The organism is Stenotrophomonas sp. GD04024 (genome assembly GCF_029837545.1).
In the GTDB taxonomy this organism is placed as follows: Bacteria; Pseudomonadota; Gammaproteobacteria; order Xanthomonadales; family Xanthomonadaceae; genus Stenotrophomonas; species Stenotrophomonas forensis.
On record NZ_JAOEDV010000057.1, the window covers coordinates 14,199 to 28,918 of the forward strand.

The 14,720-nt window shown below is 67.8% G+C and carries 12 protein-coding genes; 11 read left to right on the forward strand and 1 reads right to left on the reverse strand.

Annotation, left to right across the window (positions count from 1 at the left end; all coding sequences use genetic code 11):
* Nucleotides 1–29 precede the first annotated feature (29 nt).
* Entirely contained in the window at nt 30–761 is a 732-nt protein-coding gene (locus tag N7590_RS16090; protein ID WP_164242964.1) for a hypothetical protein, read from the forward strand.
* Nucleotides 761–1,384: an HAD family hydrolase gene (locus tag N7590_RS16095; RefSeq protein ID WP_053511897.1), complete on the forward strand. Its 624-nt coding sequence runs from the start codon at nt 761–763 to the stop codon at nt 1,382–1,384. The genes N7590_RS16090 and N7590_RS16095 overlap by 1 nt, the downstream gene beginning before the upstream one ends.
* A 179-nt stretch (nt 1,385–1,563) precedes the next feature.
* Here N7590_RS16095 and N7590_RS16100 read toward each other — a convergent pair whose 3' ends face one another.
* Nucleotides 1,564–2,502 carry a carbohydrate kinase family protein gene (locus N7590_RS16100; RefSeq protein ID WP_053511898.1) on the reverse strand — a complete coding sequence of 313 codons (939 nt, stop codon included), beginning with the start codon at nt 2,500–2,502 and terminating at the stop codon, nt 1,564–1,566.
* 283 nt (nt 2,503–2,785) lie between these two features.
* Here N7590_RS16100 and N7590_RS16105 point away from each other — a divergent pair, with 283 nt between their 5' ends.
* The 9 genes from N7590_RS16105 to N7590_RS16145 all read left to right on the forward strand — a co-directional run bounded on the left by N7590_RS16105 (nt 2,786) and on the right by N7590_RS16145 (nt 14,691).
* The gene (locus N7590_RS16105) at nt 2,786–3,832 is read left to right on the forward strand and encodes a rod shape-determining protein (RefSeq protein ID WP_005419402.1); all 1,047 of its coding nucleotides are present in this window, start codon (nt 2,786–2,788) and stop codon (nt 3,830–3,832) included.
* Nucleotides 3,833–3,953: 121 nt separating this feature from the next.
* Complete coding sequence (gene mreC / locus N7590_RS16110; RefSeq protein ID WP_279935728.1) at nt 3,954–5,096, forward strand: rod shape-determining protein MreC; 1,143 nt, start codon at nt 3,954–3,956, stop codon at nt 5,094–5,096.
* Entirely contained in the window at nt 5,093–5,578 is a 486-nt protein-coding gene (mreD, locus tag N7590_RS16115) for a rod shape-determining protein MreD (RefSeq protein WP_008265483.1), read from the forward strand. The genes mreC and mreD overlap by 4 nt, the downstream gene beginning before the upstream one ends.
* 3 nt (nt 5,579–5,581) lie before the next feature.
* Nucleotides 5,582–7,657, forward strand: a complete 2,076-nt coding sequence (gene mrdA / locus N7590_RS16120) for a penicillin-binding protein 2 (protein ID WP_164242978.1) — start codon at nt 5,582–5,584, stop codon at nt 7,655–7,657.
* The gene (gene rodA, locus N7590_RS16125; RefSeq protein WP_164242977.1) at nt 7,654–8,766 is read left to right on the forward strand and encodes a rod shape-determining protein RodA; all 1,113 of its coding nucleotides are present in this window, start codon (nt 7,654–7,656) and stop codon (nt 8,764–8,766) included. The genes mrdA and rodA (N7590_RS16125) overlap by 4 nt, the downstream gene beginning before the upstream one ends.
* A 147-nt stretch (nt 8,767–8,913) precedes the next feature.
* The gene (gene rodA / locus N7590_RS16130) at nt 8,914–10,008 is read left to right on the forward strand and encodes a rod shape-determining protein RodA (protein WP_164242976.1); all 1,095 of its coding nucleotides are present in this window, start codon (nt 8,914–8,916) and stop codon (nt 10,006–10,008) included.
* A 951-nt stretch (nt 10,009–10,959) separates the two neighbouring features.
* On the forward strand, nt 10,960–12,105 hold the full coding sequence (gene mltB / locus N7590_RS16135; RefSeq protein ID WP_006470749.1) for a lytic murein transglycosylase B: 1,146 nt from the start codon (nt 10,960–10,962) through the stop codon (nt 12,103–12,105).
* The gene (locus tag N7590_RS16140) at nt 12,102–13,370 is read left to right on the forward strand and encodes a septal ring lytic transglycosylase RlpA family protein (protein WP_164242971.1); all 1,269 of its coding nucleotides are present in this window, start codon (nt 12,102–12,104) and stop codon (nt 13,368–13,370) included. The genes mltB and N7590_RS16140 overlap by 4 nt, the downstream gene beginning before the upstream one ends.
* A 100-nt stretch (nt 13,371–13,470) precedes the next feature.
* Complete coding sequence (locus N7590_RS16145) at nt 13,471–14,691, forward strand: D-alanyl-D-alanine carboxypeptidase family protein (RefSeq protein ID WP_164242970.1); 1,221 nt, start codon at nt 13,471–13,473, stop codon at nt 14,689–14,691.
* Nucleotides 14,692–14,720 lie beyond the last annotated feature (29 nt).

The following is a 14,720-nucleotide window of genomic DNA, read 5'->3' on the forward strand; positions in this document are numbered from 1 at the left end:
AAGAATGCGAAAACACCAAGGACCTCCGCATGAAACGACTGATCCTGCTCACCGCCTGCACCCTGGCCCTGGCCGCCTGCAGCAACCCCGAGGAAGAGCGCAAGGCCCAGGCAGCCGCTGCGGCCGCTGTGCAGGCGCAGAAGGAAGCCAAGGCCGAGGATGTCGCCAAGCAGTACGACATGGCCGTGGCCGCGCAGGACTGGGAACGCGCACGCCTGCATGGCGCTTCGCTGCTGGACCAGTACAAGGACACCGCCGCGGCCGAGCGGATCGCCGCCGGCTTCGATGAAGTGAAGGCCAAGGGCGATGCCGCGCGCGACCTGCGCCGCATGCAGGCGCTGTGGCAGTACAACCAGATTCCGGTGGGCAACAAGGGCAACCAGGTCTCTGCCCAGATCTACAGCAAGGAACGCGTGGACGTGGATGGCAGCGGTGCCAAGCCGGTGCAGCTGGTGTTCCGCGATCACCCGGAATGGAAGCGGCACGCCTACCTGGTGCTGCAGGCCGGCGATTTCCGCTGCCCGCAGTGCACGGTGAAAGTGACCGTGGACGACGGCAAGCCGGTGTCGATGGCCGCCTGGCGGCCAAAGACCGATGAAGCCATTGCGATGTTCATCACCGACCAGAAGGCGCTGTGGAAGCTGGCGCGCAAGGGCAAGTCGATCAGCATCGAATTCCCGGTCAAGGCCGGTGGTACCCGTACCGCAGTGTTCGAGACCGGCGGTGTCGACGCCAGCCGCATGCCGCAGTGGTGGCAGTGATGATCGCGACGGGCAGCGCAGTGCACGCGTTGTCCGCGATCCGGCACTGGGTGTTCGACATGGACGGCACGCTGACGGTGGCCGTGCATGATTTCGCCGCGATCCGCCGCGCGCTGCAGATCGCGGCCGAGGAAGACATCCTCGACCATATCGCCGCGCTACCGGACGCACCGGCGCAGGCCAAGCGTGCGTGGCTGCTGGATCACGAGCGCGCGCTGGCCGAGGACGCGCTGCCGGCGCCGGGCGCGGTGAAGCTGCTGCGCGCGCTGGCGGCCGATGGTTGCAGGCTGGGCATCCTGACCCGCAACGACCACGCGCTGGCGAAGCTGACGCTGGAGGCGATCGGGGTCGGCGAACTGTTCGACGATGCCGACATCATCGGCCGCGATGAAGCCGTGCCCAAGCCTTCACCGGATGGCCTGCAGCAGCACCTGCGGCGCTGGGGCGTTTCCGCCGGGCAGGCGGTGATGGTCGGTGACCACGCTTACGACCTGGAGTGCGGCCGCGCTGCGGGCACGCACACCGTGCTGGTCAACCTGCCGGAAAACCCATGGCCGGACTGCACCGATTGGCATTTCGCCGATTGCCGCGACCTGTTGGCCGCCTGGCAGCAGAAGGGGTAGTGCCGGCCGCTGGCCGGCAGTGTCGACCAAGGTCGACAGCTGCCAGGGCAAAGCGTGTCGACCAAGGTCGACACCTACCAACAGCATTCCCGGTAGCGCATCGGGTGGAAAGCCCCCTTGTTGTTCAAGGGGGCGCGCCGAAGGCGCGGGGATAAGGTGGAATGCGCGGGCAGTTCGGTTTACGCGCCCAGCGCGTAACCGAATTGCTGCTTGAACTGCTCGTTGAACTCATCGAAGGTGAAGCGCTGGTTCTGCGTGCCCGGGTGCTCGACCTTCAGCGCGCCCATCAGGTTGCCCATGCGGCCGATGGTCAGCCAGTCGTAGCCCTTCTGGATGCCGTAGATCAGGCCAGCACGGAAGGCGTCGCCACAGCCGGTCGGGTCGACCACGCGGCGCTCGTGCGCCGGCGGGATGTCGTAGCTCTTTTCCGGGGTGTGGATGACCGCGCCCTTCGGGCCGCGCGTGGTGATGTAGGCCTTGACCCGGCTGACGATCTCCTTTTCGTCCCAGCCGGTGCGTTCCTGCAGCAGGTTCGACTCGTAGTCGTTGACCACCACGTAGTCGGCCTGGTCGATGAAGGCACGCAGCTCCGGGCCGTTGAACAGCGGCATGGCCTGGCCCGGGTCGAAGATGAACGGGATGCCGTCCTCGTGGAATTCCAGTGCGTTCTGGATCATGCCCTCGCGGCCGTCCGGGCCGACCAGGCCCAGGGTCACGCCCGGCACGCCACGCACGTGGTTCTCGTAGGAACGCATCATCGCGCCCGGATGGAAGGCGGTGATCTGGTTGTTGTCGTGGTCGGTGGTGATGAACGCCTGCGGGGTGAACAGCTCATCGATCACGCGCACGCGCGACAGGTCGATGCCCAGGCCTTCGAAGTATTCGCGGTACGGGCCGAAGTCCGAACCCACGGTGCCCATCGGGATCGGCTGGCCGCCCAGCAGGTGCAGGTTGTAGGCGATGTTGCCGGCGCAGCCACCGAACTCGCGGCGCATGCGCGGCACCAGGAAGGACACGTTCAGGATGTGCACCTTGTCCGGCAGGATGTGATTCTTGAACTGGTCCGGGAACACCATGATGGTGTCGAAGGCAAGAGAACCACAGATCAGAGCGGACATCGATGTAAGCCTATGCGGTGAATTTTGGGATGGGCCGGCCCGGTTCAGCGGGCAAGCAAACGGCGCCCTTGGGCGCCCGACGGCGCAAAGGTTACCCGCTGGTGCCGCTCAGGGCCAGAACCGGGTGAGACCGGATCAGGCCGAAAGCCTGTGAAGACGCGGGTTCAGCTAGTTTTTTCCTTGCTCGGCGGCAGGCGGGTTGCTAGGCTTGTCGGCCTCGATTTCTGCCCATTTTTTCGCCATCCCGCGGCGGGCACGACACCCCTCAGGACTCCTTCCTCAGATGTTCAAGAAACTCCGTGGCATGTTCTCCAACGACCTGTCCATCGACCTGGGCACGGCCAACACCCTCATCTACGTGCGCGGGCAGGGGATCGTGCTGAACGAGCCGTCGGTCGTGGCCGTGCGTCAGGACCGTGCCATTGGCGGCACCCGTTCGGTGGCAGCCGTAGGCGCCGAGGCCAAGCAGATGCTGGGCCGTACCCCGGGCCACATCACCACCATCCGCCCGATGAAGGATGGCGTCATTGCCGACTTCACCTACACCGAGGCGATGCTCAAGCACTTCATCAAGAAGGTGCACAAGTCGCGCGTGCTGCGCCCGAGCCCGCGCGTGCTGGTCTGCGTGCCGGCCGGCTCGACCCAGGTCGAGCGCCGCGCGATCAAGGAATCGGCCGAGGAAGCAGGTGCCCGTGACGTGTTCCTGATCGAAGAGCCGATGGCCGCGGCGATCGGCGCCGGCATGCCGGTTACCGAAGCCCGCGGCTCGATGGTCATCGACATCGGCGGCGGCACCACCGAAGTGGCGGTGATCTCGCTCAACGGCATCGTCTATTCGGCGTCGGTCCGCATCGGCGGCGACCGCTTCGACGAGTCCATCACCAACTACGTGCGCCGCAACCACGGCATGCTGATCGGTGAAGCCACCGCCGAGCGCATCAAGGTCGAGCTGGGCTGCGCCTACCCGCAGGCGGAAGTGATCGAGATGGAAATCTCCGGCCGCAACCTCGCCGAGGGCGTGCCGAAGATGATCAAGATCAGTTCCAACGAGGTGCTCGAGGCCCTGCACGAGCCGCTGTCGGGCATCGTCAGCGCGGTCAAGCTGGCGCTGGAGCAGACTCCGCCGGAACTGTGTGCCGACGTCGCCGAGCGCGGCATCGTGCTGACCGGTGGTGGCGCCCTGCTGCGCGACCTGGACCGCCTGATCTCCGAGGAAACCGGCCTGCACGTGCAGGTGGCCGACGACCCGCTGACCTGCGTGGCCCGCGGCGGTGGCCGTGCGCTGGAGCTGGTCGACATGCACGGCAACGAGTTCTTTGCGCCGGAGTAAGCCGTCCCGGCTGCCTGCGCCCGCTGCGCCCCTCTTGGGTGCGGCCCGCCATGAGGGTGGGCCGGCACCGGCGGGGCGCCCGCGTGTTTCCCTTCCGCCTTCTGCCAGTTGAATCGTTGCCGTGCCGCCCTACGCCGGACCTCCCGTCGCTTCCCGATCCGGTGATGCCGCCAGCCCCTTGCGGCTGCTGGCTTATCTCGCACTGGCCATCACCCTGATCGTGCTTGACGACCAGGCCGGCTGGCTCGCGCAGCTGCGCGGGCAGGCCAACAGCCTGGTACAGCCGGTGTGGGCGCTGGCGGGCCTGCCGGGCAAGCTCGGCAACCAGGTCAAGGATTCGGCGGCCAGCCATGGCCAGCTGGTCAACGAGAATCGTGAACTGCGCAACCAGCTGCTGCTGGCCAACGCGCGCCTGACCCGCCTGCAGACCGCCGCGCTGGACAACGCCCAGCTGCGCGAACTGCTGAACGTGGCCGAGCGCAGTGGCCTGGATGTGCAGCTGGCACCGGTGCTGGACATCGACCTGGACCCGGTGAAGCAGCGGCTGGTGCTCGACGCCGGCAGCCGCGAAGGCGTGCATGTCGGGCAGGCGGTGATCGATGCCGGCGGCCTGATGGGCCAGGTGATCAGCGTCACCGGCGGCACCTCCACCGTGCTGCTGCTGACCGACCCCGACCACGCGGTACCGGTCACCGTGGCCCGCAACGGCGTGCGCCTGATCGTCTACGGCCGCGGCGACAAACTGGAACTGCGCGACATTCCGCTCAGCGCTGGTGTGGAAGTGGGCGATGAGATCGTGACTTCCGGTCTGGGTGGCCGCTTCCCGGCCGGCTTCCCGGTCGGCACCATCACCGGCCTGCGTCCGGACGATACCCATGCCTTCCTGGTCGGCGAACTGAAGCCGGCGGCCCAGCTCGACCGCGGCCGCGACGTGCTGCTGCTGCGCCCGGGCGCGGCGATCCGGATTCCGCCGGAACTGCGCCTGCAGCTGGAAGCCACCGCGCCGGGCGGCCCGGCCACGGGTGCCACCGCGCCTGCGCCAGCCACAACGACGCCGGCTCCGGCTCCGGCCAGTGCTCCGGTAGTGCCGGCCGCTGGCCGGCAACAGCCCTCGTTGCAAACGAGGACTGTTGCCCCCGCATCCCACCTTACCCCCGCGCCTTCGGCGCGCCCCCCTCAACAAGAGGGGGTCTTTCCCCCAGCCGGGTCCACGGTAGTGCCGGCCGATGGCCGGCAACCGACCACGCCGGAGGCGCAGCGATGAGCCGCCTGCGCGACAACCCGTGGGTGCTGCCGGCCAGCCTGGTGGTGGCGCTGCTGCTGGGCCTGCTGCCGCTGCCGGCGCTGCTGCAGCCGCTGCGCCCGTACTGGCTGGCGCTGGTACTGGCGTACTGGGTGATCGAAGCGCCCGAACGCGTCGGCCTGGGCGTCGCCTTCGCCAGTGGCGTGATCGCCGACCTGCTATACGGCGGCGTTCTCGGTGAACAGGCGCTGCGGCTGGTGATGCTGGCCTTCATCCTGCAGCGCTTCCGTGCCCGCATCCGCTTCTTCCCGATGTCGCAGCAGATGCTGGCCATCGGCGGCCTGCTGTTCAACGACCGCATCGTCAGCGCGCTGGTCCACATCCTGGTGGGTGAGCCGACCCTGCCGTGGTCGTACTGGTGGGCGCCGCTGCTGGGCATGGGCCTGTGGCCGCTGGTGTTCGTGCTGCTGGACGCGGTGCGCTTCGGCAAGCGCGGGCGCTGAGCCATGATTCCGCGCCGCCAGGTCAAGAACCCGCACGCCGAAGCCGAACAGTTCCGCCGTCGCGCGGCGCTGGGTTTCCTGGGCGTGCTGGTCTGCCTGCTGGGCCTGGGCGGCTGGTACTTCAAGCTGCAGGTGCTGGACCACGACGTCTACGCCACGCGCTCGGAGGCCAACCGCATCAAGCCGCGGCCGGTGGTGCCCGGGCGCGGCATGATCTACGACCGCAACGGCCGCCTGCTGGCCGAGAACGTACCGGCCTTCCGCCTGGACGTGACCCCGGACAAGGTCAAGGACATGGACGCCACCCTCGAAGGGCTGGCGAAGATCATCAGCATCAGCCCGGAAGAACTGGAAGCGTTCAACAAGTCGCGCAAGGCGCGCCGCAAGTTCCTGCCGGTCACGCTGAAGCTGCGCATGAGCGACGAGGAGATGGCGCGCTTTGCCGTCGACCGCTGGCGCTTCCCCGGCGTCGAGCTGGAGCCCTACCTGACCCGCCGCTACCCCTACGGCGATCTGTTCGCGCACATCATCGGCTACGTCGGCCGCGTCGATGACAAGGATCTGGAGATCCTCGGTGAAGGCAATGCGGCGCTGACCCACATCGGCAAGTCCGGCCTGGAGCGCTATTACGAGCAGCAGCTGCGCGGCAAGGTCGGCTACGAGCAGGTCGAAACCAACGTGCAGGGCCGTGCGATCCGCACCATCGGCCGCGTCGCCGCGCAGTCCGGTGCCGACCTGCGGCTGTCGATCGACGCCGACCTGCAGCGCGCCATGGTCGCCGCCTTCGGCGACCAGGAAGGCTCGGCGGTGGCGATGGACCCGCGTACCGGCGAAGTGCTGGCGATGGTCAGCCTGCCGTCCTACGACCCCAACCTGTTCGTCAACGGCATCTCGCATGCCGACTTCAAGGCGCTGAACGAGAACCCGTCGCGGCCGCAGTTCAACCGCCTGGTGCTCGGTGGCGTCGCCCCCGGTTCCACGTTGAAGCCGCTGATCGGCCTGGCCGGCCTGGATTCGGGCGTGCGCCGCCCGGAAGACAAGGTGCTGTCCACCGGCATGTTCTACCTGCCCGGCACCTCGCGCGGCTGGGGTGACGCCCACCGCGGCGGCCACGGCTGGACCGATCTGCGCAAGTCCATCGCCGAGTCGGTCAATACCTACTACTACAAGCTGGCGCTGGACCTGGGCATCGAGCGCTTCGACCACTACATGGAGTACTACGGCTTTGGCCAGCCGACCGGCATCGACCTGACCGGCGAAATCGGTGGCATCCTGCCGTCGCCGGCTTACAAGCGGAAGACCCGCAAGGAAGCCTGGTACCCCGGCGATACGGTCAACATCAGCATCGGCCAGGGCGACTGGAAGGTCACCCCGCTGCAGCTGGCGCGTGGCGTCAGCGCGCTGGCCGACGGCCAGTTGCGCACCCCGCACCTGGTGATCCAGCAGCGCGACGGCTTCGACAGCGACTGGGCGGCGACGTCGCCCGGCGAGATCAAACCGGTCAGCCCCAACCCCAGCAACCTGCAGGCGGTGCGTGAGGGCATGATGGCGACCATGCGGCCCGGCGGCAGCGGTTGGCGCGTGGCGGTGGGTGCGCCGTACGTGATGGCCGGCAAGACCGGTACCGCGCAGGTCATCAGTCGCAAGGGCACGGCCGCCGTGAATCCGAAGAGCCTGCCGATGCACCTGCGACACCGCGCACTGTTCGTCGGCTTCGCGCCGGTCGAAAACCCGGTGATCGCGATCGCGGTGGCGGTGGAGGGCGGCGGCTATGGTGGTTCGGCGGCCGCGCCGATCGCACGCAAGGTGTTCGACGCCTATCTGCTGGGCAAGATGCCTGAAGGCATGCAGCCGCTGGACAGCGAGCGCGGCACCACCGCCATCGGCGCCACCGCGTTCGACAACGAAGATGCCGGCGCGCGCCAGGCCGGTGATCTGGCGGCCGCGCAGCTGGCCGAACACCCGGTGCTGGTCGGCGTGCCCGCGCCGGAGCCGGGTCCGGCACCGCCGCCGGTCACACCGGCCGCCGCCGCGCTGCCGGCCACGCCGCGCCCGACCTCTGCGGAGCCTGCACGATGAAGGTGTTCCTGCGCTGGGCCGGCGACATGCTGCGCCGCTTCTTCAGCACGCTGGACTGGGTGTTGTGCCTGGCGCTGGGCGCGTTGATGGTGATCGGCCTGGCCACCTTGAAGAGCGCCGGTGGCGACAGCCTGGTGATGGCCCAGGGGGCGCGTTTCGCGGTGGGCATGGCGGCGCTGTGGGGCATCTCGCGGGTGCCGATCCTGCGCATCCGCTCGGCGACCCCACTCATCTACGCGATCTCGATGATCCCGCTGCTGGCGGTGTTCGTACTTGGCACCGGCAAGTACGGCCGGCAGTGGCTGGACCTCAAGTTCTTCTACCTGCAGCCGGCCGAGCTGCTGAAGGTCAGCCTGCCGATGATGGTGGCCTGGTACCTGCACCGGATGCCGCTGCCGCCGCGCTTCAACACCGTGCTGGTGGCGCTGGTGATCATCGGTGTACCGACCGGGCTGGTGATGCTGCAGCCGGACTTCGGCACCGGCGTGCTGATCGCTGCCAGTGGTGTGTTCGTGCTGCTGCTGGCGGGCCTGCCGTGGTGGTGGGTCGGCCTGGGCGTGGGCGGCGTGGCCGCGGTCGCGCCGCTGGCCTGGTTCTGGTTGCTGCGGCCGTACCAGAAGGACCGCATCATGATGTTCCTGGACCCGGAGATGGATGCGCTGGGCGCGGGCTGGAACATCATCCAGTCGAAGATCGCGATCGGTTCCGGCGGCTTCGACGGCAAGGGCTGGGGCGAGGGCTCGCAGTCGCACCTGAACTTCATTCCCGAGCAGACCACCGACTTCGCGTTCTCGGTGCTGAGCGAGGAATTCGGCTGGATCGGCGTTGCCACCGTGCTGGCGCTGTACCTGGTGGTGATCGGGCGCTGCCTGTGGATTGCCAGCCAGTCGCGCGATTCCTATTCGCGGCTGCTGGCCGGTGCCACCGGCCTGGCGTTCTTCGTGTACGTGCTGGTCAACGGCGGGATGATTTCCGGCCTGCTGCCGGTGGTGGGCGTGCCGATGCCACTGATCAGCTACGGCGGCACCTCGGCGGTATCGCTGCTGGCCGGCTTCGGGCTGGTGATGGCAGTGCGCAGCCACAATCCGGTACACGGCGGCTACGGGTAACGCCGGCCGCGCTCTTCTGTAGAGTCGAGCCATGCTCGACTCAGGGCCTGCATACGCATTACGAAAGGCAGTCGAGCATGGCTCGACTCTACAAACGCAGAAGCACCCTGACAGCTTCACGCAAGCACGCATTGCTACCGTGCCCGCGTGGAATGGAAACGACTGTTTGGCGGCTGCCGTGAGGCAGTGCGCACGATCGACCTGCCGTTGCTGGTTGCGCTGTTGATCCTGATGGGCGCCGGCCTGGCGGTGCTGCACAGCGTGTCCGGCCCGGTGGCCGGGCAGGCCGCGCGCTTTGCCGGTGGCCTGCTGGCGATGTGGCTGCTGTCGCGGGTTTCGCTGCTGCGCCTGCGCGCGTGGACACCGGCGTTGTATGCGCTGTCGATGCTGCCGCTGATGGCGGTGTACGTGATCGGCACCGGCAAGTACGGGCAGCGCTGGCTCAACCTGGGTGTGTTCTACCTGCAACCGTCCGAGCTGCTCAAGCTCAGCCTGCCGCTGATGATGGCCTGGTACCTGCACCGGCAACCACTGCCGCCGTCGCCGCGCACGGTGCTGACCGCCGCGGTGCTGATCGGAGTTCCCGCGGTACTGATCCTGATGCAGCCCAACCTGGGTACCGCCACGCTGGTCATGGCCAGCGGCGTGTTTGCGTTGTTGCTGGCCGGCCTGCATTGGGGCTGGGTGGCCACTGGCGCGACCGGGCTGGCGCTGGCCGCACCGCTGGCGTGGTTCGGCCTGCTGCGGCAGTACCAGAAGGATCGCGTGCTGACCTTCCTCGACCCAGCGGCGGACCCGCTCGGCACCGGCTGGAACATCCTGCAGTCGCGCATCGCGATCGGTTCCGGTGGATGGCAGGGCCGCGGCTGGGGGCAGGGCACGCAGGCCACGCTGGATTTCCTGCCCGAATACACGACCGACTTCGCGTTTTCAGTGTTGGCCGAAGAGTTCGGATGGATCGGTGTGGCGACGGTGTTCGCGCTCTACCTGTTCGTGGTCGGGCGCTGCCTGTGGATCGCGGTGCACGCACGCGACACGCACGCACGGTTGCTGGCCGGCAGCCTGGGGCTGGCGTTCTTCGTCTATGTCCTGGTGAACGGTGGAATGATTTCCGGCCTGCTGCCGGTGGTAGGCATACCGATGCCGTTGATCAGCTATGGCGGGACATCGGCGGTTTCGCTGTTGGCCGGTATCGGGTTGGTGATGGCGGTGCGCGGGCACCGGCCGGTGCACGGGGGATAGGGTTTCCAGCCAACGGCGCAGCCCCTCGTGGGTGGGCGCGTAACGCGGGTCATGTAATTGGGGCGGGCGCGTCCACCCACGAAAAAAAAGAAGATCAAAAGCAAAAGCAAAAGCGGCCTGGCGGATCGCTTCATTGCCTTGTGTAGAGCCGAAGGCAGCGGCAGGAGCCGCTGCCAACGTCGCCCACGGCGACGGCCCGAAGGGTGCCGGTCAGGACGACCGGCATAGCCATGCTCGGCTCACAAGCAAGCGCAGCGCGCGACCCGCTTTTGATCTTCTTTTTTTCTCCGTGGGTAGAGAACACCCGTGAACTGTCAGCGGCCGGGTGGGTGGGCAGTGCGGGGTGTCCGCGGCATGGATGCCGCGGCCAAGCCCCCATGGATGGGTTCACGGCGTCCCCGCACTGCCCACCCACCCGGCCAGCCCTCAGCAATCCGGCTTTCAGCGACCAACCCTACCCACGAGGGGCTGCGCCGTTGGCTGGAAATATCCTGACTCTGCGCAACGTCCCTTGTGGAAGCGTTCTCACAGCAGCCCGCAGCTGCATTGCCACTGACCGAAGTCCATAAAAAATGTTATCCGGTTCACACTTTTACGCTGCGTTGATCCTGATCAATGGACTTGTCGTAATCGGCCTGCACAATGGCGGCCCGTTCGGCACGGCGCGCCGTCAATCGTTGCAGCGCGAGGGGGCGTCGGGCGGGAAGCAGTACTGATCCAACGGGTACAGGGAGCGCGGGGTACTGCCACTGGGGAGCGGCAGCCGCGCAAGGTACCGACCGGATCCGGTCGCCGGTTGCGTCTGCGGGGATGGGGGCGCAACCGGCAACCTCTATCTGAATGGGGTGGGTCGATCACGACGTCTTCACATTTCCCGCTGAACGCGGGCAAATCGTTGTGATTCATGGTGTTAGGGGTTTTAATTCATCCATGACCTGCTAACCTGCGACGATGATTCGACGCACTCTGGCCTGCATGCTCACCCTCGGCCTGGTCGCCTGCGCGACCCAGCCGAAGTCCCCACCGTCTTCGCCCCAGGCCAGCAGTACGCCGCGCCAGCCCGCCAGCAAGGCCCATGGCCCGGCCGAGGCCGCGCCCGAAGCCACTGCGGCCACCGCACCACCGGTCGATCTCACCCCGGTGCCGTTCGAGGTCGCGCGGGCCCGCTTCATTGCCGATACCGCCAAGCGCTATGGCCTGAAGCCGGAGCAGATCAGCAGCGTGCTCGACCAGGCGCAGGTGCGCCAGCCGATCATCGCCGCCATGTCGCGCCCGGCCGAACGGGTCAAGCCGTGGAACGAGTACCGGCCGATGTTCATCAGCAAGGCGCGCATCGATGGTGGCCGCGCGTTCCTGGCGCAGCATCGCGCCGAGCTTGATCGCGTGCAGCAGCGTACTGGCGTGCCGGCCGAAGTGATCGTGGCGATCATCGGCGTGGAAACCAGTTACGGCAAGAATGCCGGCAGCCATCGCGTGCTGGATGCGCTGTACACGCTGGCGTTCTATTACCCGCGCAGCGGCGACCCGGCCAAGCTGGAACGCGAAGTGCGCCGCGAACTGTTCTTCCGCGACGAACTGGCCAAGCTGTTCGAGCTGGGCCGCGAAGAGAAGCTGGACATCACCACGCTCAAGGGCAGCTATGCCGGTGCGATGGGCATGGGCCAGTTCATGCCGTCCAGCTATCTCGATTACGCGGTGGACGGCAACGGCGATGGCCGCCGTGACCTGTTCAACAGCTATGACGACGTGTTCTCGTCCATCGCCAACTACTTCGTGAAGAAGGGCGGCTGGGTGCGTGGCGGCCAGGTCGCCGTGCCGGCCACGCTGGCGCCGGGGCGCGAGGAGTTCAACCCGACCGAGTGGATGCCGACCTGGTCGCTGGCCGACCTGGCGCAGCGTGGCTACCAGCCGAGCGCGCCGGTGCAGCCCGGTGCCACCGCTACCCCGATCACCCTTGAAGGCAGCACCGGCAAGCAGTACTGGCTGGGCTTCCAGAACTACTACGCGATCACCCGCTACAACCTCTCGAAGATGTACGCGATGGCCGTGTTCCAGTTGTCCCAGGCCATCGCCGGACAGGAGCTGCCCCCGGCATGAACATCAGATGGTTGGCCCCAGGCTTGATCGTCCTCGCGCTGGCGGCCTGCAGCAGCGCGCCGAAGAAGCCGGCCACGGCCGGCCATGGTGGCAAGTCCAGCGGCACGCTGGTGCAGGGCCGCGGTTCGCGCCCGGCGCATTGCCCCGACGGTTCGCCGTACGCAGCGGCCAAGGAAGACCTGAGCACCCGCGGCAACTACACGGCCGGTGGCCTGTACAAACCGGGCGTGCGCGACAGCACGCCGGACTACATTCCCAACGTGGCCTGCATTCCCGAGCCGGAAGTGACCGCCGAGGAACGCTCGGCGATCGGCAACAAGTCGCCGTACGTGGTGCTGGGCAAGTCGTACAACGTGCTTGACGACACCCGCAATTACGTCGAGCGCGGCACCGCGTCGTACTACGGCGCCAAGTTCCATGGCCGCCTGACCTCCAACCGCGAGGTCTACGACATGTACCAGTTCACCGCCGCGCACAAGACGCTGCCACTGCCCAGCTTCGCCCGCGTGACCAACCTCGACAACGGCGAGTCGGTGATCGTGCGCGTCAACGACCGGGGGCCGTTCCATGATGGCCGCGTGGTTGATCTGAGCTATGCCGCCGCCGTGCGCCTGGGCATCACCCAGCGCGGCACCGGCAATGTCGAGGTGCGCGCGCTGCAGCCGGGTGAGGGCAACCTGCTGGCGCAGAAGCCGTCGCGTCGCGAGCGCCGCGCCGCCGAAGCAGCCGCCGCTACCGCCGTGGCCAGTGCACGACCGGCACCGGCCGCGCGGGTCGCCGCCGACAGCGACATCGATCGCCTGGTCCAGCGTCTGCCGGCCGACGGCATGCCGGCACGCGGCCAGCCGGCCACCACCCAGGGCGTAGCCAGCACCGCGCCGGACGTGGCGGTCAGCAGCCTGCCGCCGAGCGCACTGCCGGTGCGCAGCACCGCACCGGCACCGGTTGCAGTGGCCAGCGCGGCACCGCGTGCGGCTGCGCCGGCCCCGGTACGTCCCGCCCCGACGACGCCCAGCCTGTCGCAGCAGGTGGTCGGCGCGGTGATGGTGCAGGTCGCCAGCTTCTCCAACCGCGACAATGCCAACCGCGCGATGGGCCAGCTCAATGCCGCGGGCATCGTCGGCGCCACCATCAGCGACATCGCGGCCGGTGGCCGTACCCTGTTCCGCCTGCGCGTTCCCGCCAGCGACCATGCCAGTGCCGCGGAACTTGCCGGCCGCATCGCCGGTCTGGGCCTGGGTTCGCCGCAGATCGTCAAGGATTGAACCGCCCGGGCCGGTGCTGCCGGCCCGTGCTCCCCCGGCCTTACAATGGCCGTTACGTTCCACCCTCCATTCCCGGCCGTCCCCTGGAGCCTGCTGTCCAATGAATTTCCGTTCCGCCGCCACTGCCCTGGCCGCCACCCTGGTGGTGGGCCTGGCTTCCGCCCAGCCGCCGCTGCCGACTCCGGCCACGCCGGCGCCTGCCGCCGCCGCTGCTGCCCCGGCCACTGTCGCCACTCCGCCGGCCCCGGCGCCGAGCGTGTCCAAGGCCTGGGTGCTGATGGACTACGCCACCGGCCAGGTGCTGGCCGGCGAAAACGTCCACGAGCAGCTGGCCCCGGCCAGCATCACCAAGGTGATGACGTCCTACGTGATCGCCGCCGAGGTCAAGAACGGCAAGGTCCGTGCGGATGACCAGGTGATGATGAGCGAGCGCGCCTGGCGCGAAGGTGGCGCCGGTACCGATGGCAGCTACAGCGGCTTCCCGGTCAACCAGACCGCACGCCTGGAAGACATGGAAAAAGGCATGGCGATCCAGTCCGGCAACGACGCCGCGATCGCCCTGGCCGAGCACGTGGCCGGCAGCGAAGAAGCCTTTGCGTCGCTGATGAACAGCTACGCCGCCAAGATCGGCATGAAGGACTCGCACTTCGTCAACGCCCACGGCCTGACCGCGCAGGGCCACCACAGCACCGCCTACGACCTGGCGCTGCTGGGCCGCGCGATGGTGCGCGACTACCCGGAAACCTACGCGTACAACAAGATCAAGGAATTCCAGGTCGGCAACATCAAGCAGCCGAACCGCAACCTGCTGCTGTGGCGCGATGGCAGCGTCGACGGCATCAAGACCGGCCACACCTCCGAGGCCGGTTACTGCCTGATGAGCTCGGCCCAGCGCGGTGACCAGCGCCTGATCGCCGTGGTGCTGGGTGGCGCGTCGGAAAAGCAGCGCGCCGATGACAGCCTGGCCCTGTTGAACTGGGGCTTCCGCTTCTTCGAGACCCATCGCCTGTACGAGCCGGGCAAGGCCGTGGCCGAGCACAAGGTCTGGAAGGGCACCACCGACAAGGTGCAGCTGGGCGTGGCCCAGCCGATGCTGGTCAGCGTGCCGCGCGGCCGCTACAACGACCTGAAGCCGAGCATCGATGTGCCCAAGACCCTGGAGGCACCGTTCACCGCCGGCCAGCAGGTCGGTACCGTGAAGGTCACCCTGGATGGCAAGGTCATCGCCGAAGCACCGCTGGTGGCGGTGGCCGCCGTCGAGCAGGCCGGCTTCTTCAAGCGCCTGTGGGACAGCTTCTGGATGTGGTGGGAATCGGAATGATCCACGCCGCGGCGTGGTGAACGAAAAGG